Here is a 23,019-nt window from a genome sequence, read left to right on the forward strand (position 1 = left end):
TCACCACCCGGGGGTCCCCTCGCCCACCCCCCCCCCCTGGGGGGGGGCGCCCCCCCCCCCGGCGTGGGGGGGGGGGGCTGCTCGTAGGCGCCCCCCACCCCGTCGAACGATCTCCGCTTCGCTCCGACCGCTCGCCGACCCTCCCCACAAGGGGGAGGGTGAAGGAGATCCTGATGCAAAATCGCATGTCGCGCCGCTTGCGCAAGCCGCGTCGAACGGGTTCTGTTTGCGCCTTCAGAATCGGTGAGAGCGTAATGACTGTCAGCACCATCAAGGCCAGAAATATTTCGGTTTCGCTCGATCTCACGGTCGGCCACATCGCCGACATGGTCGTCGAAAGTGGCGGGCGCCAGCTGAAGCCGCTGCACCGCGCGCCCTGGGTCGACGCGGGCGAGACGCTGCCGGATGATTTGCCGGAAGGCACGGTCCGGCTGTCCGGCGATTTTCTCTGCGCGCCGTTTTCACGCAGCGATGTCGAGGAGGCGCCGCTGCATGGCTGGCCGGCCAACAGCGCCTGGGATGTCGTCGAGAGCGCGGCGACAGAAGATGGCTGGCGCGCGGTCTACCGCCTGCGGCACAAGGTGATGGGCGCGAGCGTCGACAAGATCCTGACGCTGCGCGACGACCATCCCTTCCTCTATCAGGAGCATGTGTTCTCTGGCGGCCATGGCGCGATCTCGGTCGCGCATCACCCGATGACGGCGATGAAGGGCGGCGGCAGGCTGGCTTTTTCGCCAAAGCGGTTCGCCGCGACGCTGGACGATCCGCTGGAGCCCGATCCCGCCCGCGGCCGCTTCATACTGGCCTATCCGGCGCGCTCCACCGATCTCAGCCATTTCCCCGCCGCCGGCGGCGGCACGCTCGACCTGACGGAATACCGTATGGGCGACCGCCGCGAGGATTTCCTCACGCTGGTCGAGGCCGATCATGGCGGGCCGGGCTGGACCGCCCTGGCCCGGCAGGCCGAAGAGGACCTGGTGCTGGTGCTGAAGAACCCGGCCGAGCTGCCGGTCACCATGCTGTGGCTCAGCAATGGCGGCCGCGACTACGCGCCCTGGAGCGGCCGTCACCGCGGCGTGCTCGGTATCGAGGATGGCCGCACGGCGATAGGCCATGCCGCCTCGATCGGCGACAACTGGCTGAAGCGCGAAGGGGTCGCGACCGCCTTTGCGCTGGGCGAAGGCCGCAGCGTTTCCTTTCGCCATATCATCGGCGCCGTGCCGCTGTCCGGCGGCGAGCCGCCGCAGCAGGTCACGACTGCGGATGGCCGCATGCGGCTGGCAGCCGGCGGCGGCTCGACGCGAGAGATCCCCTTTGACAGCGATTTCCTGCGTATTGGGCGAACGGCGGCAGCTTGATCGGATGGCTTCCCTGTTTGTTCTCAAGGAACGTTGGCGCCGCCCCTCACCTGCCTGCCGGCATCCTCTCCCCGTATAATGACCTATCGGATTCACACATCTTTCTGCGGCGGCTAAAGAAACGCGAAATCAAAGACTTAAGTGAGGGCGATGTCGTCATGATCCCTTGGCGGCGCTAGGATGCAGGCGTTGAAAATGCTGGCATTTTTGACCTACCGTCCATGAGCGGAAAGAGATGTGTGAATGCCATAGGTATGATGTGTGAATGCCATAGGTATAATGACGGGGAGAGGGGCGCTCTCATCGATGGTTTCGCCAACCACCAGCGTTGCAAAAATGGATGCCGGCGTTGCGGCCAGCCCCCTTCTCCCCGTCACTATACGGGGAGAAGTGCCCGGCAGGGCGATGAGGGGCAGCACTCACTTTGACAATTTCGCTTGCATAAATCCCGGTTTGAAATTTCCACCGACTGGCGACAAGATGCAGCGGAATTATCGTGACCGTGATCAAGGCCAGAGAGAGGCTCCAATGTCCGAAATCGCCCATCTCGCCGCCACCATCTTCAAGCGCGCCGGCAAGGCAAGCCGCTTCATCGTCGCCATTGCCGGGCCGCCTGGCGCCGGCAAGTCGACGCTGTCGGCGCGGCTGCATGATCTGCTGCCCGAGGGTGCGGCGGAAGTCGTGCCGATGGACGGCTTCCACTATGACGACGCCGTGCTCGAGCAGCGCGGCTTGCGCGCACGCAAGGGCGCGCCGGAAACCTTTGACTTTGCCGGCTTCGAGGCCCTGCTGAAACGCATCCGGGCCGGCGAACCCGACATCGCCATCCCGGTCTTCGACCGCGGCATGGAACTGTCGCGCGCCGCCGCCGCGATCATCCCCACCGAGACCAAGTTCATCCTGGTCGAGGGCAATTACCTGCTGCTCGACGAGGAGCCGTGGTCGCGGCTGGCGCCGCTGTTCGATTTCTCGATCTTCGTCGACTTGCCGCGCGACGAGCTCGAGCGCCGCCTGCTGGAGCGCTGGCACGAGCACGGCCGCTCCGATGAGGATGCGCGCGCCTGGATTGCTTCCAACGACATGCCCAATATCGACCGGGTTATTGCCCGCCGCCGGGCCGCCGATCTGGTGATCGGCCTTTCCGCTTGAGTCTACGAATCGCGCAAGGGGAACCTTAAGACATTCAGGCCGTTATCGCCGATAAGGCAATTCTGCCAAAGAGGGAGTCCGTCCGATGGCACAGAAGGCAAGAAAGCCCGCGCCCTCCAAGGGCAAGGCAACCCAATCCAAGGCAGGCGCCGGCCCGGCAGTCGCGGCGCGTTCGAAGGATACCAAGCCGGCCTTCGGCAAGGCGGCACCGAAGAAAGTGGTCCCGGCCGCCGCGAAAGCCGCGCCGAAAGCCGCAAAGCCCAAAAAGCCGGCAAACGCCGATGGGTCTATTTCGGGCAGCGCCATGCGCACGGTCAAGGCCGCGGCCAATGTGGCTGTGGGCGCCGTCGCCATCGCCGCCAGGGGCACTGCATCGCTTGCGGCATCCATGGTGGGCAAGGGCGGCTCGAAGGCGAAGGCAAAGTAGCGCTCTCGAAGCTCGCCGGTTTGCGTCAGGCTCTGGCCGGGATGGTCAGGCCCTTCTGTACCGCTGGTCGCGCAAGACCGCGTTCCAGCCATGCCGCCACATTGGCGAAATCATCGAAGCCGACGAGGTCGCGCGCTTCGTAGAAGCCGATCAGGTTGCGCACCCAGCCGAGCAGCGAAATATCGGCGATGGTGTAGTCATTGCTCATGATCCATCTGCGGCCCTTCAGCCTGCCATCGAGCACGCCGAGCAGCCGCCGCGATTCATCGCGATAGCGCTCCAGCGGGCGCTTGTCGGCGATCTCGCGGCCGGCGAATTTGTGGAAGAAGCCGACCTGGCCGAACATCGGCCCGACCGAGGCCATCTGGAAGAACACCCACTGAATGGTCTCGTAGCGGCGTGCCGCGTCCACGGGCATGAGCAGGCCGGTCTTTTCGGCGAGGTAGAGCAGGATGGCGCCGGATTCGAACAGGCCGATCGGCTTGCCGTCCGGACCGTTCGGATCGATGATCGCCGGGATCTTGCCATTGGGATTGAGCGACAGGAATTCCGGCGTCGAGCTTTCATTCTTGCTGATATTGACCAGATGCGGCTCGTAGGGCAGGCCGAGTTCTTCCAGGGCGATCGATATCTTCACGCCGTTCGGCGTTGTCGCCGAATAGAGCTGGATCCGGTCCGGGTGTTTGGCTGGCCAGCGCGTTGCGATCGGAAAGGCGGACAGGTCGGCCATGGGAAACTCCTGAATGGGGATTCGCGCCGAGCGGCACGGTTTGGCGGGGGCGGCCAAGAATTAGACGCGCCACACGGCACGATCAATATGGCGGTTAACGTTTCGTCGTGCACGGACGGTCGACTCTGGGACGATCAGGATCGCCCGGGGCAGGTGTAATTGCCGATGCAGGATCAGACGGCCTTGAAGGCCAGCACCGCATTAGTGCCGCCGAACGCGAAGCCGTTGCTGATCGCGGTGCGCACCTTGCGCTCGCGCGCCACATTCGGCGTGACGTCGAGATCGCAATCGGGATCGGCCTCGCGAAAATTGGCCGTCGGCGGCACGATGCCTTCGCGGATCGCCATCACGCAGGCGATCATCTCGAGCGCGCCCGATGCGCCGAGGCAATGGGCATGCATCGACTTGGTCGACGACATCGAAAGCTTGTAGGCATGGTCGCCGAAGACGCGCTTGATCGCCGCCGTCTCGATCTGGTCGTTGGCCTTGGTGCCGGTGCCGTGGGCATTGAGATAGTCGACATCCTCGGGATTGAACCCGGCGTCGGCCAGGCAGGCGCGCATGGCGGCCGTCGGTCCTTCGATGGTCGGCGCGACAATGTCGGACGCGTCGGCGGAAAGGCCGGCGCCGGCAATTTCGGCAAGGATGGTGGCGCCGCGTGCCATGGCGTGCTCGTAGCTCTCCAGCACCGCCATGCCGGCACCTTCGCCAAGCGACAGGCCCTGGCGATCGGCCGAAAATGGCCGGCAGGTGTCCGGTGCCAGCACCCGCAGCGCTTCCCAGCCCTTCAGGATACCCCAGACCAGCGGCGCATCGGTGCCGCCGGCAACCATCACGTCGGCGCGGCCGAGCCTGATCTGGTCGACGGCCGATGTGATGGCGTGATTGGACGACGAGCAGGCCGAGGTGACGCCGAAGACCGGCCCGCGCAGGCCGAGATTCATGCTGACGTGGCCGGAGGCCGCGCTTGGCATCACCTTTGGCACGGTGAAGATGCCGGCGCGGTTCTTGCCCTCGATCAGGATGGCGCGATAGTTCTCCTCGATCGCTTCCCAGCCGCAGACGCCGACACCGACGACGGTGCCCATCCGATAGGTGGTTGCCTCATTCGAAACCAGGCCGGCCTGCTGCATGGCTTCCCTGGCCGCGATCGTCGCCAGCAGGCTGAAGCGGTCCATCGATACGGTCTGCTTGCGGTCGATGCCGTGATCTGGAAGAGCCTTGATTTCGCAGCCGACCTTGACCTTCAAATCATGCAGCTGCGGACTTGTGATCTGGCCTATGGCCGAGCGGCCGGCGCGCATCTCGTTCCAGATCGCGGGCGCGCTGGTGCCGAGCCCGCAAATGCCGCCCATGCCGGTGATGACGACGCGCTGCCGCATTCAGTTCAGGCTTTTTTCGCGATCAGCGCGCGGACAGCTTCGACCATATCGCCGACATTCTTCAGATTGCTCCAGGCGTCGACCGTGTTCATCTCGATCTCGATGCCATACTCTTCCTCAAGATCGAAGATGATCTCGGTCAGCTCAAGCGAATGGATACCAAGCGAGGTCAATTCGGTGGTGGTGGTGATTTCCTCGCCGCCCGGCTCGGCATGAGCCTTGATCTTCGCGATGATATCCGTTGCCAGCTGGTCGGCCATTCGGTTTCTTCCCCACTATGTCGCGTTTCCCGACGCCAACTGCGCAGCGCCCCTTTTCTCCTGGTATCAAGCCGCCGTCGTCGTTTTATACCCCCGCCAAGCGCGGCGTGGCCGTACCAAGGTGGTTCCCTCTATAGAAACCGAAACGTTGTCAAGCAACAAGCTATATCGAACTCCATATCGACAAAGCCGGCGGAGTGCTTAACGTGTAGGCATGGATACGGCTGAACATGGCGGGATTTCGACGCAGCGCGTTGCGGGCGTGGCGCGGCTTTCCTGCGCCGTAGGCGAGGGTCGCACGCGCCTGCGGCGCCTTTATCAGGACGGTGCCGCCAAGATAAGGATGCCGGCAGTCTCGGCCGATCCGCTCGAAGCGGTGCTGATCAACACCGCCGGCGGAATGACCGGCGGCGACCGTATCGCCTGGGACGTGGATGTCGGCGCGGCCGGATCGGCATCGATCACGACCCAGGCCTGCGAGAAGATCTATCGGGCGGCATCCGACCGTGCCGAAGTGCGGGTCAATTTGTCGGTCGGTGAAAACGGCCGCATCGCCTGGCTGCCGCAGGAGACCATCGTCTTCGACCGAGCGGCGTTTGCCCGCACGCTCGACGTCGAGCTTGCCGCCGGCGCCGAGGCGCTGGTGCTGGAAGCCGCCGTCTTCGGCCGCCTGGCGATGGGCGAACGCGCCGCGCAGGGCCATTTCCACGACCGCTGGCGCGTCCGCCAGGAGGGCTCCCTCATTCACGCGGAGGATTTCCGCATCGGACCCGATATCGCCGCAACGCTCGATCGCCCGGCGGTTATCGGTGGCGCGATCGCGATGGCGACGCTGCTTTTGGTGTCGCCACGGGCCGAAGCGCTGCTCGAACCAGTTCTGGAGATCGTCGGCGACCACGGCAGCGCCAGCGTCTGGAACGTCAAGAAATCTGGCAAGCTTCTTGCGAGGCTCTACGCCGGGGATGGCTACCGGCTGCGCCAGCGGCTGGTTCCACTCGTCGAATTGCTCAACGGAAGGGCGGGGTTGCCCAAATTATGGTCACTGTAGGCCTGTCGCTACCAGCCTGGGAAAACGCATGAACCTGACGCCGAGGGAAAAGGACAAGCTGCTGATCGCCATGGCGGCGATCGTGGCGCGCAAGCGGCTCGAACGCGGCGTCAAGCTCAACCATCCGGAGGCGATCGCGCTGATCACCGACTTCGTCGTCGAGGGTGCCCGCGACGGCCGCCCGGTCGCCGACCTGATGGAAGCCGGCGCCCATGTCGTTACCCGCGCGCAAGTCATGGAAGGCATCGCCGAGATGATCCACGACGTGCAGGTCGAGGCGACATTTCCCGACGGCACCAAGCTGGTGACCGTGCACGAACCGATACGGTGAGGACGAGAAGATGCTTGAGCTGCGCCCCAATTGCGAATGCTGCGACAAGGACTTGCCGCCCGAGGCAGCGGATGCGTTGATCTGCACCTTCGAGTGCACCTTTTGCGCCGACTGCGTGGAGCATGTGCTGGGCGGCATCTGCCCCAATTGCGGCGGCAATTTTTCGGCACGGCCGATCCGCCCTGCGGCGATGCTGAAGAAATACCCCGCCTCGGCCAAACGCGTTCTCAAGGCCGAAGGCTGCGGCCCTCGCAAGGCCGCGTGAACACCGCGACCCCTTAACCAGAAGGCATTTCGATGATCTCCGCTCCGATGAAACGCGCTTCGCTTTCCGCAATTCTACTTCTGGCGGCTTCCATGCCGGCCTATGCCCATGTCGGCATCGGCACCACCTCTTCCTTCGCGGCCGGCTTCATGCACCCGCTCTCCGGTCTCGATCACATGACGGTGATGATCGCGGTCGGACTGTGGGCGGCGCTCAAAGGCGGCAAGGCGGTTCTTGCCTGGCCGGCGGCCTTTGTCGGCGTCATGCTGGCCGGCGGCGCGCTCGGCATGCTGCATATGCCCCTGCCCTTCGTCGAACCGGGCATTCTGGCATCGGTCGTGGTGCTCGGGCTGCTGGTGGCCCTGGCGGTCGATCTGCCGGTCTCGGCCGGCGTTGCCATCATCGGCCTGTTCGCGCTGTTCCACGGCCACGCGCATGGCACCGAAGTGCCGGAGAATGCGAGCGGGCTCGAATACATGGCCGGCTTTGCCGTCGCTACCGCGCTGCTGCACGCCACCGGCATCGCCGCCGGGCTCGGTTTCGGCATCCGGTTCCGTCGCCTGGCCCGCGCCGCCGGTGCCGCATGCGCTGCGATCGGTGTCGGCCTCGTCTTCGGTGTGGTGTGAAGATGATCCCGGGCGAAATCATCACGGCGGGCGGCGACATCGAGCTGAACAAGGGCCTGCCGACCGTCACCTTGAAAGTGGCCAATAGCGGCGACCGGCCGATCCAGGTCGGCAGCCACTATCATTTCTTCGAGACCAATGAGGGTCTGAAGTTCGACCGCGAGCGTGCCAGAGGAATGCGCCTCGACATCGCCGCGGGCACGGCCATGCGCTTCGAGCCGGGACAGGAGCGCGACGTCACGCTGGTGCCGCTTGGCGGCAAGCGCGAGGTCTACGGATTTCAGCAGAAGGTGATGGGCAAGTTGTGAGATCTTCCAGCGCGCTCGGCTCAGTTCGACGGCTTGGCCGCGGCGTAGATGACGACCTTTCCGGGATCGTCGAATTCGACGGCGAGGACATCCTGCACAAGCACGCGCCGCGACTCGATGGCGTTGAACAAGAGCGCGTTGGCCTCGATCTCCTTGCGCAGTTCCGCAATATCGTCCTGATGCTGCTTGATCTTGCTTTCGATTACCGCCGGCGGGCCGCCTTCGGTGCGCGCGGCGTCGGTCAGGAACACGATATCGACCTTGTCGAGCTTGGATGTCTTGCGCACCGTGCCGATGTTTTCACGCGTCCGGTCGATTGCCGTGTTGACGTTTCCGGCTTCGGCCGTGGTCTTGGCCTCTTCCTGCTTGACCTCCGAGCCGACAATGCGGTTGACGGTCTCCGTGCTTTCAAGACCCTGCGCCTTCAGGCCGGCAACGGGACCGGCCGCCGCCAGGAACGCCATTGCGGCGACGGCCTGCGACCGTCTTTGGGCCGAAAAAGGAGTGATCGCCATCGCTCGCTCCTGAGGGAATTCGTTTCGGGGCGCGGTTTAGCGCGAATACAACAAAACGAATCCCGCCCCGCGAAGGTTCCCGTCCCGATGCGGCAGGCGGACCGGATACCGGCCCGCCCAACCCGTCTGTCAGCTGGCTTTTTTGGTGATCAGGGTCAGCGCGCCATTGGGTTCCATGCTGGCCGCGATGACCTGCGCCGAGCTGAGTCCCTTGGCCTCAAGCGCGGACTTCACCTTGGGCGTGGCGTCGATCGAGCTGCGCAGTTTCTTCAAGCCGTCGTCGCCACGCTGGGCGATCACCTGGTTGACCTGCGTCTGGGTGTCCTTTGGCAGTTCCGTGATGTCGACGATGTTGACGCTCTGGATCGTCGGTACGGCCGGCTGCGCCTGGGGGGTGGCCGGAGCGGGCGTGGTCGGCGCCGGAGCGGGCTGCTGCGCGGGTTGCTGCTGGGCACTGGCGGCGCCCGCCAGCATCAGGGTGGCGACAGCGGCAAGAACTATGGTTTTGCGCATGGATTTTCCTTTCCATCGATTGGCAAACGGTCGTTTTGGGGTGACCCCCTAACCTCAAACGCCAAATGGGATCAGAAGGTGTCGCCCAGTGGGTCATTGCGTGACCATTGGATGGCAGCAATGTGCCGGAATTCAATCAAGCTGCATTTCGGCAAACCGCGTTTCGGCAAACCGCATTTTGGGAGCAATCGCTGATGGCCAGAATTACCCGCGCCGCCTATGCGCAAATGTACGGCCCGACGGTCGGCGACAAGGTGCGGCTTGCCGACACCGAACTGTTCATCGAGGTCGAGAAGGATCTCACCATCCATGGCGAAGAGGTGAAATTCGGCGGCGGCAAGGTGATCCGCGACGGCATGGGCCAGAGCCAGGTTTCGCGGGCGCAAGGCGCGGTCGACACCGTCATCACCAACGCACTGGTGCTCGATGCCGGCGCCGGCATCTTCAAGGCCGATATCGGTCTCAGGGACGGGCGGATCGCGGCAATAGGCAAGGCGGGCAATCCAGACACGCAAGATGGCGTCACCATCATCATCGGCCCCGGCACCGAGATCATCGCCGGCGAAGGCAAGATCCTGACCGCCGGCGGCTTCGACGCGCATATCCACTTCATCTGCCCGCAGCAGATCGAGGAAGCGCTGATGAGCGGCATCACCACCATGCTCGGCGGCGGCACCGGCCCGGCGCATGGCACGCTCGCCACCACCTGCACGCCGGGCCCATGGCACATGGCCCGCATGATCCAGTCCTTCGATGCCTTCCCGATGAACATCGGCCTGTCGGGCAAGGGCAATGCGTCCTTGCCCGCAGCGCTCGAGGAAATGGTGCTGGGCGGCGCGTGCTCGCTGAAGCTGCACGAGGACTGGGGCACGACGCCGGCGGCCATCGACTGCTGCCTTTCGGTCGCCGACGAGTACGACGTGCAGGTGATGATCCACACCGACACGCTGAACGAATCCGGCTTTGTCGAAAATACGGTGGCGGCGATCAAGGGCCGCACCATCCACGCCTTCCACACCGAGGGTGCCGGCGGCGGCCACGCGCCCGACATCATCAAGGTCTGCGGCTTGCCCAACGTGATCCCGTCCTCGACCAATCCAACGCGGCCCTACACCGTCAACACGCTGGCCGAGCATCTCGACATGCTGATGGTTTGCCATCATCTGTCGCCGGCGATCCCCGAAGACATCGCCTTTGCCGAAAGCCGCATCCGCAAGGAGACCATCGCGGCGGAAGACATTTTGCACGACATCGGCGCCTTCTCGATCATCTCGTCGGACTCGCAGGCCATGGGCCGTGTCGGCGAAGTGGCGATCCGCACCTGGCAGACCGCCGACAAGATGAAGCGCCAGCGCGGCTCGCTGCCGCAGGAGACCGGCAACAACGACAATTTCCGCGTCCGCCGCTACATCGCCAAATACACGATCAATCCGGCCATCGCGCATGGGCTGTCGAAGGATATCGGCTCGATCGCGGTCGGCAAACGCGCCGATCTGGTGCTGTGGAACCCGGCCTTCTTCGGCGTCAAACCGGATATGGTACTGATCGGCGGCATGATTGCCGCCGCCCCGATGGGCGACCCAAACGCCTCGATCCCGACGCCGCAGCCGATGCACTACCGGCCGATGTTCGGCGCCTATGGCAAGGCCAGGACCAACTCGTCGGTGACCTTCGTCTCGAAGGCAGCGCTGGAATCGGGCCTGCATGGCAGGCTGGGCGTCGACAAGCAGTTCGTCGCCGTCGAAAACACCCGCGGCGGCATCGGCAAGCATTCGATGGTGCTCAACGACGCAACGCCGCATATCGAGGTCGATCCGGAAACCTACGAGGTCCGTGCCGACGGCGAGCTTTTGACCTGCGAGCCGGCAACGGTGCTGCCGATGGCGCAGAGGTATTTTCTGTTTTGACCTTGCACCCTAAAGCGCATCGCACGAAGCCGTTTGAACGCGACGCGGTTTAGGGCAATATACACCCCATGAACAGGATCGATCGCCTCAGGGCCCTTACGCCCTACGAAACGGACTTTGCGCAGTGGAGCGCCGAACAGGCAGCGCTGTTGCGCGAGGGGCGTCTTGCCGAGCTTGATCGGGAGAACGTGGCCGAGGAGATCGAGAGCTTGGGGAGGAGCGATAGGCGAGAGATCCGCAGCCGGATGGAAGTGCTGATCGCACATCTCCTGAAATGGGAGTTCCAGCCGGGCCACAGATGCCATAGCTGGCAGGCGTCAATCTCCGAACAGCGCGTTTGGATCGGAAATATCATCAAGGACAGCCCGAGCCTCCGCCGCTATCCCGCGCAGATTTTCGACGAGGCGTACAAAGACGCTTTGCCTGTCGCTGTAAGGGAGACAGGTCTAAGGAAATCACACTTTCCAAATGAACCTCCCTTTACATCCAAGCAGGCGCTCGATGGACGATTTTGGCCTGGTGGCCCGCTTTCAATGGATGTTTTTCTGCGAGACTAGCCCAGAACGCCAAGCGCGCCATCACCACTTAGCTCGTTGAGGCCCATGGCCACCGAAATCGCTTCCGCCCACGACATCTTTCCGCACATCCGCATCGTCATGGGCATGGTGATCGGGCTGGGCGTCGCCCGCCTGCTGTCGGGGGTGGCGCGCATCGTCCAGCATCCAGGCCAGTACCGGCTCTATCCCGTGCATCTGGCCTGGGTCGCCTCGGTGCTTTTGATGCTGGTGCACTTCTGGTGGTGGGAGTTCGGTCTCTACGCCATCGAGAACTGGACCTTCGGCAAGTACCTGTTCATCATCTTCTATGCGATCACGCTGTTCCTGCTCTGCGCGCTGCTGTTTCCGGATTCGATGCTGGACTACACCAGCTACGAGGATTTCTTCTATTCACGCCGTGCCTGGTTCTTCGGCCTGCTGGCGGCGACCTATCTACTCGACGTGGTCGACACGCTGCTGAAAGGGCCGGAGCATTTCGCCCGCTTCGGCAGCGAATACCTGTTCCGCACGCCGGTCTTCGTCGCGCTCTGCATTGTCGCTATCCTGGTGCGCGATCGCCGCTTCCACATCACCTTTGTCGCGGCGGCGCTTATCTATCAGATATCGTTCATCCTGCGGCTCTTCGACACCATCGTCTGAGCGGGCGCGATGGTCTAGATTGCTCGGGAAAGGCAGGGTTCACCTATGTACAAGGCCGTCGGATCGCGTGGATCCCGGGTCAGCCGCGTTCTCTGGATGCTCGAGGAACTCGGGCAGCCCTATGAATTCGTCGAGGTCAAGCTGCGCTCGCCGGAAGCCTATGCGCTCAACCCGTCGGGCAAGGTGCCGATCCTGATCGATGGCGAGCTGACCGTGACGGACTCGGCGGCGATCTGCGTCTATCTTTCGGACAAACACGGGGATCCATGAAATGAAGCTCAACCTCAACACCGACTTCACCAAATTCCCGCGTGCCGTTTCCGTGCTGTCCGCCGACAACGCCGGAACCATCACGCCGTCCGGGCAGGCCGTGCTCGCCCATGACGAGCGGCATCTGCGCCGTCGAGCCATCGAACTTGCCGACGGCAGCAAGGTGCTGGTCGACCTGCCCGAGCCCGTCGCCCTGAACGATGGCGACCGGCTGGTGCTGGAGGATGGCGGCCATATCGAGATCATCGCGGCGCCGGAAGAGGTCTATGACATCCGGGCTCGTGACACCGTGCACCTGGCCGAACTCGCCTGGCATATCGGCAACCGTCATCTCGCGGCCAGCATCGAGGCCGGGCGCATCCTCATCCTGCGCGACCATGTCATCAAGGCGATGCTGGAAGGGCTCGGCGCCACGGTGACCGATGTTTCCGAGCCGTTCGAGCCGGTGCGCGGCGCCTATTCCGGCCATGGTGGGCAAAGCCACGACCACGGCCATGCGCATGCCCATAGCCATGCCGAGACGCATTCTCACGCGCACAGCGAATCGCATTCCCATTCGCATTCTCACGCCGGCCACCACCACGACCATGACTGACCAGCCTTCGAACATTGCGCTCTTGCGGCTGATGGCGTGGTTTTCGCCGGCCTTTCCGGTCGGCGGCTTCTCCTACAGCCACGGCCTCGAGCGCGCGGTGCATGGCGGACTGGTTGCCGATGCCGACAGCCTCGCCTGCTGGCTGGGAACGCTGGTCGAGATGGGCTCCGGCTGGAACGACGCGGTGCTGTTCGCCGAGAGCTGGCGCCGGGCACGCGGCACCGGTGATCTCGATGAAGTAGCCGCGCTCGCCGAGGCGCTGGCCGGCTCGCGCGAACGCCACACCGAGACCATGCTGCAGGGTGCCGCCTTCCTGAAAGCGGCGGCGGCCTGGCCAAATCCGGTGCTGCAGCGCTTGCCGGCTGAATGCGCCTATTGCGTCGCCGTCGGCGCCATTGCCGGCGGCAATTCAATTGCACTTCGGGATGCGCTGTCCGCCTTCCTGCAGACCTTCTTCTCCAACCTCGTCCAGGCCGCGATCCGGCTCGGCGTCGTAGGCCAAAACAGGGCAACCACCCTGCTTGCCGGCTTCGAGCCGCTGGCCGTTGCGACCGCGGCCCGCGCCGCGCGCTCGACGCTGGATGATCTCGGCGGCTGCGCCTTCGTCTCCGACGTCATGGCGATGAAGCACGAAACCCAGTATTCGCGATTGTTCCGCTCATGATCATCCTCGCCTTCGCGCTTTCGACCGTTCTGCTGCTGATCACCGCGCTGCACGTCTATTGGGGCCTTGGCGGCATCTGGCCGGGCAAGGATGCGGCCTCCTGCGCCCGTGCCGTCGTCGGCTTTCGCGGCGTCGACGAGATGCCGACGCCGTTCGCCAGTTTCGCCGTTGCCGCGTGCCTGTGCCTGGCGACGCTGTGGCCGCTGGCGCTTGAAGGCGTCTTTGCCTCGCCCTTTCCCAAGGAAGGCCTCGCCGCCACGTCGCTGCTCATCGGGCTGGTGTTCCTGGGGCGCGGCATTGCCGGCTTTATGCCATGGTGGCGGCGCCTGACACCGGAACAGCCTTTCGCGCGGCTCGATGTCCGTTATTATTCGCCGCTGTGCCTGCTGATCGGGCTCGGCTTTGCCATCCTTGCCATCACGGAGTTTCCCGCATGACACAGACAAATGGCCCGCTGCGCGTCGGCATTGGCGGCCCGGTCGGTTCGGGCAAGACGACGCTGACCGAAAAGCTGTGCAAGGCGCTGCGCGACGAATTCTCGATCGCCGTCGTCACCAACGACATCTACACCAAGGAAGACGCCATGATGCTGGCGCGGCTGCAGGCGCTGCCCGAGGATCGCATCATGGGCGTCGAGACCGGCGGCTGCCCGCATACCGCGATCCGCGAGGATGCCTCGATCAATCTGCAGGCGATCGCCGAGATGAACAGGAAATTCCCGGATCTCGACATCGTCTTCATCGAATCCGGCGGCGACAATCTTGCCGCCACCTTCTCGCCTGACCTCGCCGACCTGACGCTCTATGTCATCTCGGTCTGCCAGGGCGAAGAAATCCCGCGCAAGGGCGGGCCGGCGATCACCCGCTCCGATTTCCTGGTGATCAACAAGAGCGATCTGGCGCCTTACGTGAACGTCAACCTCGATGTCATGGAGAGCGACGCCGGCCGCATGCGCGGCAAACGGCCGTTCGGCTTCACCGACCTGTCGCGCGGCAAGGGTCTGCAGGCGGTGATCGATTTCATCGTCGAGCATGGCGGGCTGCGGGCCGGCGTCGCGGCCAGCACGGCAGCGTGAGATAGCCGTCCCTGCACCAACCAAAACCGGTTGCGGGCATGGGCTGGTCACGGCATTCTTGCCAAAACCGGAGGATTTTTCGATGAGCATCGCCCGACTGCAGAAGGAACCGCTGACCAATCTGCCCTTCCATGAGGAGCGCGTCGATCTCGCCTGCGCCTTTCGCTGGACGGCGCGGCTCAACATGCACGAGGCGGTGGCCAATCATTTCTCGCTGGCCGTCAATGATGACGGCACGCAGTTCCTGATGAACCCCAACCAGGTGCATTTCTCGCGCATCAAGGCGAGCGATCTGCTGATGATCGACGCCAACGATCCAGAAACGCTCTCCGGTCCCAATGCGCCGGACCCGACGGCGTGGGGCCTGCATGGCGCCATCCATCGCAATGTGCGCCACGCGCGCTGCGTCATGCATGTGCATTCCATCCACGCCACGGTGCTGGCGTCGCTCGCCGATTCTCGCCTGCAGCCGATCGACCAGAATTCGGCGATGTTCTTCAATCGCCATGTCGTCGACGCGCATTATGGCGGGCTGGCCTTCGAGGAGGAGGGCGAGCGCTGTTCGCAGCTTCTCGTCGATCCCAAGGTCAAGGTGATGGTGATGGGCAATCACGGCGTGCTGGTTATCGGCGATACGGTCGCCGATGCCTTCAACCGCATGTTCTATTTCGAACGTGCCGCCGAGACCTACATCAAGGCGCTGTGGACCGGCCGTCCGCTGCGCACGCTATCCGATGCGATCGCCGAGAAGGCGGCAAGCGAGATGGACGACTATCCCGGCCAGGCCGAACGCCATCTCAGCGAGTTGAAAGCGATCCTCGACGAGCAGGAACCGGCCTACCGGAATTGAGGGCTGGTTCTGGGCTGGATCTAGCGCCCGTTTCGCCTGCGGGCGCGCTCAGAGTCCCAACTGGGCGCGCAATTCCTCGGCGCTGTTGATGACCACGGCGCCGGGCGGGCCTTCCATCGGCTTCTCCGGCCAGAAGATCGTCTTCATGCCCGCCGCCAGCCCCGCCATGGCGCCCGGCCAGCTGTCGTCGATAGCGACGGCGTGCGCGGGGTCGACATCGGCCAGATACGCGGCGCGCAGGAAGGGTTCGGCATGCGGCTTGCCTTCGCGCACATCGTTGCGGCTGACCGTCTTCATGCCGGGGTACATAAGGCCGACCATGCTCAGATTGGCGTCGACGATCATCCGGTCCGAATTCGACACCACGGCCTGCGCCACGCCCCTTTCGCGCAATTCGGTGAAGATCTCAATCGCGCCGGGGCGCGGCTTCAAGCCTTCGACCAGCGGCAGATAGTGGTCGTATTTGCGCACGATCCAATCGTCGAAGGGCAGGTCCAGGCCGAACTCGTCGCGCATCATCTCGTAGACCGGCCAGGCCGCGACGCCGAGCACGCGCTCATGCAGATTATCAGGCGGCACGAGGCCGACATTGCGCATCGCGGCCACAAGGGCTGCTTCGTGCAGCGGCTCGCTGTCGACCAGCGTGCCGTCCATATCCCAGAAAACCGCTTTCGGTGTCATGCAGCGCTCCTTTTTGCGATCCATTAAAGCGTTTGCGCAGGGAGATAAACCTTCGGGACCGAAGAACGTGCCGCCCGTCGGGACGGCAAATGCGCTTCTTTGCCTGATGCAGGCATTGCCGGAAGCGGAAATTCTGCCTGTTTGCGCCGACAGTTGGCAAGCAAATGCCCTAGAGATTGACAATTGCGCAGCAGGCCGTTCCCTGCGAAAGTAGGCGTGGACCGCTCTGAAACCGGCGGTCGTGGGAGGCAGGACGTGAATACCCGGCAGGATAGTGGCAGCAACAGGCTGGACGACGCGGCGCGCGCCGGCTGGCTCTATTATGTTGCCGGCAACACGCAGGACCAGATCGCCGCCACGCTCGGCATTTCGCGGCAGACGGCGCAGCGGCTGGTATCGCTGGCCGTGTCGGGGGGATTGATCAAGGTACGCGTCGACCATCCGATCGCCAACTGCCTCGATCTCGCGTCACGGCTGAGATCCCGCTTCGCGCTCGATCTTGTCGAAGTGGTGCCGAGCGATCCCAATTCATCCTCCACCACGATCGGCATCGCCGAGGCGGCTGCCGCCGAGATCGAGCGGCGGCTGCGGTCTCCGACGCCGATCGTCATGGCGATCGGCACCGGCCGCACGCTGAAGGCGGCGATCGAGCAGTTGCCGCCGATGGAATGCCCGCAGCACAAGGTGGTGTCGCTGACGGGCAACATCTCGCCTGACGGCTCGGCCGCTTTCTACAACGTCATCTTCACCATGGCCGACAGGGTGAAGGCGCGATCCTTCCCGATGCCGCTGCCGGTCATCGCCTCTTCGCCGGAGGAGCGCGAGATGCTGCTCAACCAGCCGATGATCCAGCCGACGCTGGCGCTGGCGGCCGAAGCCGACGTCACCTTCATCGGCATTGGCGACCTCGGTCCCAAGGCGCCGCTCTACGTGGACGGCTTCATCTCGGAAAGCGAGTTGAAGGCGCTGCAGAAGGCCGGCGGTATCGCCGAGATCGTCGGCTGGGTGTTCGATCGCGAAGGCCGCATGATCGAGGGCATCACCAACGACCGTGTGTCATCGGCTTCACTGCCGTCGCGCGAAAAATCGCTGGTCATCGCATTGGCCATGGGCGAACGAAAGCTGCCGGGCATCCTGGCGGCCGCCAACCGACGGCTGATCAACGGCCTCATCACCGATGAACGGACCGCTGCCGCGCTGCTGGCCAGCATCTGACCGGAGGCAACGTCGCCTGATTTGCAATAAAACAGGCACGCTACCGGTGCCGCCCGAAAGGGTCGTTGCCATCGAGGAAACCGAGGTCGCGCCGCAGATGCGGCGACAGGTCCCTGATGTCGAGATGTGCCTTCTTTTTTAACGCGAACCAGCCAAATCCGTCCGCGAGCCACGAAATCCAGCGGTGATCCGGAGCGGGAGTGCATTTTTGCTGCGCCATGGTCATGATCGTCATCCTTCGCTATCCTGAACCCGAATGACGGGTTGGCGATGAATGTCGGTCTTGCCGCCCGCCTTTGCCAATCGAACGTCGATCATGATCCATAAGGAGGCCTTATGCCGGACCTCGGCTCGCGACAGGTTTCGCAACTCCCGCCGCTGCAGGCGATCAGGGTATTCGACGCGGTGGCGCGCCATCTTTCCTTCACCAAGGCCGCCGGTGAACTCGCCATGACGCAGGCGGCGGTCAGCTATCAGATCAAGGTGCTGGAGGAACGCATCGGCGCGCCGCTGTTCCTGCGCCGGCCGCGCCAGATCGTATTGACCGAGGCCGGGCAGCGCCTGGCGCCCGCCGTCGGCGAGGCCTTCGCCATTCTTGGCCAGGCCTATGCCGCGGTGCGCGGCGGGGCCGACGGATTGCTGTGCGTCACCACCGTGCTGACCTTCGCCTCGAACTGGCTGGCGCACCGGCTGGGGTCGTTCCAGATCGCCCATCCGGCGCTTGCCGTCCGGCTTGAGACGTCGAGCCGCCTGACGGACTTTACCCGCGAGGAAGCCGATATCGCCATCCGCTCGGGCGCCGGCAAATGGCCGGGCCTCGAAGTGCACAAGCTGTTCGATGCCGATTTCACGCCGATGCTGAGCCCCAAGCTCGCGGCAAGCATCGGCGGCGTCAAGGAACCGGCCGATCTCTTGCGGCTGCCGATCCTCGACCCTGGCGACATCTGGTGGGACGAGTGGTTTTCGGCCGCCGGCGTGCACTCGCACGATCTTGCCCGACGACCCGGCAGCAGCATGGGTGCGCAGGCCTATGAGGCCAATGCGGCAATCGCCGGCCATGGCGTGGCGATCCTGACCAGGGCGCTGTTCAAGGCGGAATTGGCGGACGGCCGCCTGATCCAGCCCTTCGACCTGGTCGGCGACGACGGTCATGCCTATTGGCTGGTCTATCCGGAGGCACGCCGCAACGTGCCGAAGATCCGTGCCTTCCGCGACTGGCTGCTGGCCGAGATCGCCTGCTGACAGGCAAGCCTCCAGCAACCGCATTCAACATCGCACGCCGTTCTGTCGGGTCGTCTGACGCCCGGCGGGGCGCGGTTTGTCTTCGCAATTTCCACCTACGCATTATCCGTCAGCCGCGCCGAGTGCTGCGCTGCAGCATCGAATCCGGCTTGACATATTTAACGCCAAGTGAGTAATTGCCCAAAGCCAAGGCAAATGCTCATCTTGGTTCAAGGGAGGAATTTGATGAAACTTCGCACGCTCACCCTGGGCTTGTTGTCGGCCAGCGCGCTCGCGTTCGCCGCGCACGCCGAATCCATCACCATCGCCACCGTCAACAATGGCGATATGGTCCGCATGCAAAAGCTGACCGATGACTTCACCAAGGCGAACCCCGACATCCAGCTCAACTGGGTTACGCTTGAAGAGAACGTGCTGCGCGAGCGCGTCACCACCGACATCGCCACCAAGGGTGGACAATATGACGTGATGACCATCGGCACCTATGAAGTTCCGATCTGGGCCAAGCAGAACTGGCTGTTGCCGCTCGACAAGCTCGGCGACGACTATGACGTCAAGGACATCATCCCGGCCATCGCCGGCGGCCTTTCGGTCGACGGCAAGCTCTACGCCGCGCCCTTCTACGGCGAAAGCTCCTTCGTCATGTACCGCAAGGACCTGATGGACAAGGCTGGGCTGAAGATGCCCGATGCGCCGACCTGGGACTTCATCAAGCAGGCCGCCGACAAGATGACCGACCGCGCCAATGGCGTGAACGGCGTGTGCCTGCGCGGCAAGGCCGGCTGGGGCGAGAACATGGCGTTCCTGACAGCAATGTCGAACTCCTTCGGCGCACGCTGGTTCGACGAGAACTGGAAGCCCCAGTTCGACCAGCCGGAATGGAAGAACACGCTGCAGTTCTATGTCGACCTGATGAAGGCCGACGGCCCCGAGGGCGCGTCCTCCAACGGCTTCAACGAGAACCTGGCGCTGTTCCAGCAGGGCAAATGCGGCATGTGGATCGACGCCACCGTCGCCGCATCTTTCGTCTCCGACCCGAAGGCATCCCAGGTCGCCGACAAGGTCGGCTATGCGCTGGCGCCCGACAATGGTCTGGGCAAGCGCGGCAACTGGCTGTGGGCCTGGTCGCTGGCCATCCCAGCCGGCACGCAGAAAGCTGATGCCGCCCAGAAGTTCGTCTCCTGGGCGACCAGCAAGCACTATGCCGAACTGGTCGCTTCGAAGGAGGGCTGGGCCAACGTTCCTCCGGGCACGCGCTCCTCGCTCTATGCCAATGCCGAGTACCAGAAGGCGGCTCCGTTCGCCAAGATGACGCTCGACTCCATAAACGCGGCCGATCCGACGCATCCCACCGTCAAGCCGGTGCCCTATGTCGGCGTCCAGTTCGTCGCCATCCCGGAGTTCCAGGGCCTTGGCACCACCGTCGGTCAGCTCTTCTCGGCGGCTCTTGCCGGCCAGTCGAGCGTCGACGATGCCCTGAAGCAGGCCCAGGACGCTGCCACCGCGACAATGACCGAAGGCGGATACATCAAGTAAGGCTCCTCCCGGTGCCGGTCGCTTTCTTGACCGGCAACGGCCGCCCGAGTTCCCAGTTCGGGCGGCCGCCTTTAACGCCTTTTGAAAATTCAGCCTGACCAGTGAAGGGTGACCGTCATGGCTACTCAGCAGACCCGTTCGCTTGCCCGTTTCATGATGGCGCCATCCGTGGTGCTGCTGTTCGTCTGGATGATCGTGCCGTTGGTCATCACCATCTGGTTCTCCTTCCAGCAGTACAATCCGCTCAATCCGATCCGCGACGGCTTCGTCGGCTTCTCGAACTACGCGTTGTTCTATTCCAACCCGGCCTTCCTACAATCGATCCTCAACACGCTCACCCTGGTGGTCAGCGTGCTTCTGATCACGGTGATCGGCGGCATCCTGCTGGCGCTTCTGATCGACCAGCCGATGTGGGGCCAGGGGATCGTGCGCATCCTCGTCATCTCGCCGTTCTTCGTCATGCCGCCGGTGGCCGCATTGGTCTGGAAGAACATGATCATGCACCCGCAATACGGAGTGTTCGCCGACATAGCGCGCTTCTTCGGGGCTCAGCCGATCGACTGGTTCGGGCAGCATCCGATGCTGGCCATCATCATCATCGTCGCCTGGCAATGGCTGCCCTTCGCGACGCTCATTCTCTTGACCGCGCTGCAGTCGCTCGACGGTGAGCAGAAGGAAGCCGCCGAAATGGACGGCGCCGGCTTCATCAGCCGCTTCATCTATCTGACGCTGCCGCACATGTCGCGCGCCATCACGGTCGTCATCCTGATCCAGACGATCTTCCTCCTCTCCGTCTATGCCGAGATCCTCGTCACCACCAATGGCGGCCCGGGATACGCCTCCACCAACCTGCCCTTCCTCGTCTACCAGAAGGCGCTGCTGGAGTTCAAAATCGGCCAGGCCTCCGCCGGCGGTGTGATCGCCGTCATTCTCGCCAACATCGTCGCCTTCTTCGCCATGCGTGCGGTCGGCAAGAACCTGGACAAGTAAGGGAGGATACGATGGCACGCTCAGTCACCACCCGGCACAAGACGATCGCGACAGTTGCCGCCTGGATCGTCGCGCTGCTGATCTTCTTCCCGATCCTCTATACGATCATCACCTCGTTCAAGTCGGAGCAGGAAGCCATCCAGGGTTTCAGCATCATCCCATCGGGGACGTTCGAGAGTTATTCCGAGGTTCAGGCGCAGAACGGCTACTTCAAGTTCTTCTTCAACTCGGTGCTGCTCTCGGTCGGCTCGACCATCCTGGCCCTGCTGGTCGCCATACCGGCGGCATGGTCGATGGCCTTCTCGCCGACCAAGCGAACCAAGGACATCCTGATGTGGATGCTGTCCACGAAGATGATGCCCGCGGTTGCCGTGCTGTTTCCGATCTACCTGATCTTCCGCGACACGGGACTGCTCGACAGCCGCATCGGCCTGATGGTCATGCTGATGCTGATCAACCTGCCGATCGTGGTGTGGATGCTCTACACCTACTTCCGCGAAATCCCGGGCGAGATCCTGGAAGCGGCGCGCATGGACGGCGCATCGCTGTGGAACGAGATCATTTATGTACTCACACCGATGGCTGTGCCTGGCATCGCCTCGACCATGCTGCTCAATATCATCCTGGCCTGGAACGAGGCGTTCTGGACGATCCGGCTGACGACCACGGAAGCAGCACCCTTGACCGCCTTCATCAGCTCGTTCTCAAGCCCGCAAGGCCTGTTCTGGGCCAAGCTTTCGGCGGCCTCGACACTGGCCATCGCGCCGATCCTGATCATGGGCTGGTTCAGCCAGAAGCAACTGGTGCGCGGCCTGACCTTTGGCGCCGTGAAGTAAGATCGCCGCAAGCAACAGACGCCGGACAATAACCCCTCGGGGAGGAAACCATGGGAAACATCACGCTCAAGAACGTCTCCAAATCCTTCGGAGCGACGTCCATCATCCCCGGCCTCGACCTGGTGATCGAAAATGGCGAGTTCGTCGTTTTCGTCGGCCCGTCCGGTTGCGGCAAGTCAACGCTGCTGCGACTGATCGCCGGCCTGGAAGACACCAGCGGCGGCTCCATCAACATCGACGGCCGCGACGTCACCGGCGAGGCACCGGCCAAGCGCAAGCTGGCCATGGTGTTCCAATCCTACGCGCTCTATCCGCACATGACGGTGGCCAAGAACATCGGCTTCCCGCTGAAGATGGCCGGCGAAGACAAGGCGACCATCGAAAAGAAGGTGGGAGACGCGGCGCGCGTGCTCAACCTGACCAACTACCTCGAACGCCGGCCCGGCCAGCTTTCCGGCGGCCAGCGCCAGCGCGTCGCCATCGGCCGTGCCATCGTGCGTCAGCCGACCGCGTTCCTGTTCGATGAACCCCTGTCCAACCTCGATGCAGCACTTCGCGGCACGATGCGGCTGGAGATCAGCGAGCTGCACCATCAGCTCAAGACGACCATGATCTATGTCACCCACGACCAGGTCGAAGCCATGACCATGGCCGACAAGATCGTCGTGCTGAACGCCGGCAACATCGAGCAGGTCGGCTCGCCGATGGAGCTCTACAAGACGCCGAAGAACCTGTTCGTAGCCGGCTTCATCGGCTCGCCGAAGATGAACCTGATCGAAGGCGCGCCGGCTGCCAAATACAGCGCCAAGACCATCGGCATCCGCCCCGAGCATCTGGAAATCTCGACCACGGCGGGCGACTGGAAAGCCACCGTCGGCGTTGCCGAACATCTCGGTTCCGACACGTTCTTGCACGTCCAGGCTGATGGCGTCGGGCCGCTGACGGTGCGTGCCGACGGCGAATTGGCCGTGCATCACGGCGACACCATCTACCTGACGCCCGACAAGACCAAGCTGCATCGCTTCGGCGCCGACGGGAAGGCAATCTAAG

Annotated in this window: 30 protein-coding genes; 23 read left to right on the plus strand and 7 right to left on the minus strand. The window is 63.6% G+C overall.

Features of this window, described 5'->3' with window-relative positions; all coding sequences use genetic code 11:
• The first annotated feature begins 254 nt into the window (after window positions 1-254).
• The 3 genes from NKH02_RS09055 to NKH02_RS09065 all read left to right on the plus strand — a co-directional run bounded on the left by NKH02_RS09055 (window position 255) and on the right by NKH02_RS09065 (window position 2,934).
• On the plus strand, window positions 255-1,358 hold the full coding sequence (locus NKH02_RS09055; protein ID WP_352878044.1) for a hypothetical protein: 1,104 nt from the start codon (window positions 255-257) through the stop codon (window positions 1,356-1,358).
• Window positions 1,359-1,886: 528 nt separating this feature from the next.
• Window positions 1,887-2,507, plus strand: coding sequence for a nucleoside triphosphate hydrolase (locus tag NKH02_RS09060; protein ID WP_352878047.1), 621 nt, complete (start codon window positions 1,887-1,889; stop codon window positions 2,505-2,507).
• Between the two features lie 85 nt (window positions 2,508-2,592).
• Window positions 2,593-2,934: a hypothetical protein gene (locus tag NKH02_RS09065; protein ID WP_352878050.1), complete on the plus strand. Its 342-nt coding sequence runs from the start codon at window positions 2,593-2,595 to the stop codon at window positions 2,932-2,934.
• 25 nt (window positions 2,935-2,959) lie between these two features.
• Here NKH02_RS09065 and NKH02_RS09070 read toward each other — a convergent pair whose 3' ends face one another.
• From NKH02_RS09070 to NKH02_RS09080, 3 genes are all read right to left on the minus strand, one after another.
• Window positions 2,960-3,664 carry a glutathione S-transferase family protein gene (locus tag NKH02_RS09070; RefSeq protein WP_352878052.1) on the minus strand — a complete coding sequence of 235 codons (705 nt, stop codon included), beginning with the start codon at window positions 3,662-3,664 and terminating at the stop codon, window positions 2,960-2,962.
• A 173-nt stretch (window positions 3,665-3,837) separates the two neighbouring features.
• A complete protein-coding gene (locus tag NKH02_RS09075; RefSeq protein ID WP_352878054.1) occupies window positions 3,838-5,046 on the minus strand; it encodes a beta-ketoacyl-[acyl-carrier-protein] synthase family protein in 1,209 nt (402 codons plus the stop codon).
• Between the two features lie 5 nt (window positions 5,047-5,051).
• Window positions 5,052-5,306 carry an acyl carrier protein gene (locus NKH02_RS09080; RefSeq protein ID WP_013528393.1) on the minus strand — a complete coding sequence of 85 codons (255 nt, stop codon included), beginning with the start codon at window positions 5,304-5,306 and terminating at the stop codon, window positions 5,052-5,054.
• A gap of 214 nt (window positions 5,307-5,520) precedes the next feature.
• Here NKH02_RS09080 and NKH02_RS09085 point away from each other — a divergent pair, with 214 nt between their 5' ends.
• From NKH02_RS09085 to NKH02_RS09105, 5 genes are read left to right on the plus strand one after another with little or no spacing between them, the layout of a single operon-like run.
• The gene (locus NKH02_RS09085; RefSeq protein ID WP_352872909.1) at window positions 5,521-6,354 is read left to right on the plus strand and encodes an urease accessory protein UreD; all 834 of its coding nucleotides are present in this window, start codon (window positions 5,521-5,523) and stop codon (window positions 6,352-6,354) included.
• Window positions 6,355-6,382: 28 nt separating this feature from the next.
• A complete protein-coding gene (locus tag NKH02_RS09090; RefSeq protein ID WP_023760238.1) occupies window positions 6,383-6,685 on the plus strand; it encodes an urease subunit gamma in 303 nt (100 codons plus the stop codon).
• A 10-nt stretch (window positions 6,686-6,695) separates the two neighbouring features.
• Window positions 6,696-6,950: a DUF1272 domain-containing protein gene (locus NKH02_RS09095; protein ID WP_352878056.1), complete on the plus strand. Its 255-nt coding sequence runs from the start codon at window positions 6,696-6,698 to the stop codon at window positions 6,948-6,950.
• 32 nt (window positions 6,951-6,982) lie between these two features.
• Entirely contained in the window at window positions 6,983-7,576 is a 594-nt protein-coding gene (locus NKH02_RS09100; RefSeq protein ID WP_352878058.1) for a HupE/UreJ family protein, read from the plus strand.
• 2 nt (window positions 7,577-7,578) lie between these two features.
• On the plus strand, window positions 7,579-7,884 hold the full coding sequence (locus NKH02_RS09105) for an urease subunit beta (RefSeq protein ID WP_352872901.1): 306 nt from the start codon (window positions 7,579-7,581) through the stop codon (window positions 7,882-7,884).
• Between the two features lie 20 nt (window positions 7,885-7,904).
• On the opposite strand, the gene NKH02_RS09110 is transcribed toward NKH02_RS09105, so the two are convergent.
• Window positions 7,905-8,399, minus strand: a complete 495-nt coding sequence (locus tag NKH02_RS09110; RefSeq protein WP_352878060.1) for a hypothetical protein — start codon at window positions 8,397-8,399, stop codon at window positions 7,905-7,907.
• A gap of 129 nt (window positions 8,400-8,528) precedes the next feature.
• A complete protein-coding gene (locus NKH02_RS09115; protein ID WP_352878062.1) occupies window positions 8,529-8,912 on the minus strand; it encodes a hypothetical protein in 384 nt (127 codons plus the stop codon).
• Between the two features lie 194 nt (window positions 8,913-9,106).
• Between NKH02_RS09115 and ureC the strand changes: the two genes are divergently transcribed.
• From ureC to NKH02_RS09160, 9 genes are all read left to right on the plus strand, one after another.
• Window positions 9,107-10,819, plus strand: coding sequence for an urease subunit alpha (ureC, locus tag NKH02_RS09120; RefSeq protein WP_502913794.1), 1,713 nt, complete (start codon window positions 9,107-9,109; stop codon window positions 10,817-10,819).
• A gap of 68 nt (window positions 10,820-10,887) precedes the next feature.
• On the plus strand, window positions 10,888-11,376 hold the full coding sequence (locus NKH02_RS09125) for a DUF29 domain-containing protein (protein ID WP_352878064.1): 489 nt from the start codon (window positions 10,888-10,890) through the stop codon (window positions 11,374-11,376).
• Window positions 11,377-11,421: 45 nt separating this feature from the next.
• On the plus strand, window positions 11,422-12,015 hold the full coding sequence (locus NKH02_RS09130; protein ID WP_352878067.1) for a hypothetical protein: 594 nt from the start codon (window positions 11,422-11,424) through the stop codon (window positions 12,013-12,015).
• A gap of 45 nt (window positions 12,016-12,060) precedes the next feature.
• On the plus strand, window positions 12,061-12,285 hold the full coding sequence (locus NKH02_RS09135; RefSeq protein WP_352872891.1) for a glutathione S-transferase N-terminal domain-containing protein: 225 nt from the start codon (window positions 12,061-12,063) through the stop codon (window positions 12,283-12,285).
• A 1-nt stretch (window position 12,286) separates the two neighbouring features.
• On the plus strand, window positions 12,287-12,880 hold the full coding sequence (gene ureE, locus NKH02_RS09140) for an urease accessory protein UreE (protein WP_352878070.1): 594 nt from the start codon (window positions 12,287-12,289) through the stop codon (window positions 12,878-12,880).
• Window positions 12,873-13,544 (plus strand): urease accessory protein UreF, encoded by a 672-nt coding sequence (locus tag NKH02_RS09145; protein WP_352878073.1) that lies wholly within the window; start codon window positions 12,873-12,875, stop codon window positions 13,542-13,544. The genes ureE and NKH02_RS09145 overlap by 8 nt, the downstream gene beginning before the upstream one ends.
• On the plus strand, window positions 13,541-13,981 hold the full coding sequence (locus NKH02_RS09150; protein WP_352878076.1) for a DUF3995 domain-containing protein: 441 nt from the start codon (window positions 13,541-13,543) through the stop codon (window positions 13,979-13,981). Before NKH02_RS09145 ends, NKH02_RS09150 begins: the two co-directional genes overlap by 4 nt.
• The gene (gene ureG / locus NKH02_RS09155; protein ID WP_352878079.1) at window positions 13,978-14,619 is read left to right on the plus strand and encodes an urease accessory protein UreG; all 642 of its coding nucleotides are present in this window, start codon (window positions 13,978-13,980) and stop codon (window positions 14,617-14,619) included. Before NKH02_RS09150 ends, ureG begins: the two co-directional genes overlap by 4 nt.
• An 82-nt stretch (window positions 14,620-14,701) precedes the next feature.
• The gene (locus NKH02_RS09160; protein WP_352878081.1) at window positions 14,702-15,469 is read left to right on the plus strand and encodes a class II aldolase and adducin N-terminal domain-containing protein; all 768 of its coding nucleotides are present in this window, start codon (window positions 14,702-14,704) and stop codon (window positions 15,467-15,469) included.
• A 48-nt stretch (window positions 15,470-15,517) separates the two neighbouring features.
• Here the strand turns inward: NKH02_RS09160 and NKH02_RS09165 are convergent, their stop codons facing one another.
• Window positions 15,518-16,150, minus strand: a complete 633-nt coding sequence (locus tag NKH02_RS09165; RefSeq protein ID WP_352878084.1) for an HAD family hydrolase — start codon at window positions 16,148-16,150, stop codon at window positions 15,518-15,520.
• A gap of 255 nt (window positions 16,151-16,405) precedes the next feature.
• On the opposite strand from NKH02_RS09165, the gene NKH02_RS09170 reads away from it, so the two are divergent.
• Complete coding sequence (locus NKH02_RS09170) at window positions 16,406-17,365, plus strand: sugar-binding transcriptional regulator (RefSeq protein ID WP_352878087.1); 960 nt, start codon at window positions 16,406-16,408, stop codon at window positions 17,363-17,365.
• A 40-nt stretch (window positions 17,366-17,405) separates the two neighbouring features.
• Here the strand turns inward: NKH02_RS09170 and NKH02_RS09175 are convergent, their stop codons facing one another.
• On the minus strand, window positions 17,406-17,591 hold the full coding sequence (locus NKH02_RS09175) for a hypothetical protein (RefSeq protein WP_352870133.1): 186 nt from the start codon (window positions 17,589-17,591) through the stop codon (window positions 17,406-17,408).
• Between the two features lie 110 nt (window positions 17,592-17,701).
• Here NKH02_RS09175 and gcvA point away from each other — a divergent pair, with 110 nt between their 5' ends.
• The 5 genes from gcvA (at window position 17,702) to NKH02_RS09200 (ending at window position 23,018) form a co-directional block, all read left to right on the plus strand.
• A complete protein-coding gene (gene gcvA, locus NKH02_RS09180) occupies window positions 17,702-18,607 on the plus strand; it encodes a transcriptional regulator GcvA (RefSeq protein ID WP_352870052.1) in 906 nt (301 codons plus the stop codon).
• A 225-nt stretch (window positions 18,608-18,832) separates the two neighbouring features.
• Window positions 18,833-20,143 carry an ABC transporter substrate-binding protein gene (locus tag NKH02_RS09185; RefSeq protein ID WP_352878090.1) on the plus strand — a complete coding sequence of 437 codons (1,311 nt, stop codon included), beginning with the start codon at window positions 18,833-18,835 and terminating at the stop codon, window positions 20,141-20,143.
• Between the two features lie 117 nt (window positions 20,144-20,260).
• Complete coding sequence (locus NKH02_RS09190) at window positions 20,261-21,133, plus strand: carbohydrate ABC transporter permease (RefSeq protein ID WP_013528414.1); 873 nt, start codon at window positions 20,261-20,263, stop codon at window positions 21,131-21,133.
• 11 nt (window positions 21,134-21,144) lie between these two features.
• The gene (locus NKH02_RS09195) at window positions 21,145-21,969 is read left to right on the plus strand and encodes a carbohydrate ABC transporter permease (RefSeq protein WP_352870054.1); all 825 of its coding nucleotides are present in this window, start codon (window positions 21,145-21,147) and stop codon (window positions 21,967-21,969) included.
• Between the two features lie 50 nt (window positions 21,970-22,019).
• Window positions 22,020-23,018: an ABC transporter ATP-binding protein gene (locus NKH02_RS09200; RefSeq protein WP_352878093.1), complete on the plus strand. Its 999-nt coding sequence runs from the start codon at window positions 22,020-22,022 to the stop codon at window positions 23,016-23,018.
• Window position 23,019 lies beyond the last annotated feature (1 nt).

Origin of the sequence: Mesorhizobium sp. M1396 (genome assembly GCF_040317725.1) — a bacterium.
In the GTDB taxonomy this organism is placed as follows: Bacteria; Pseudomonadota; Alphaproteobacteria; order Rhizobiales; family Rhizobiaceae; genus Mesorhizobium.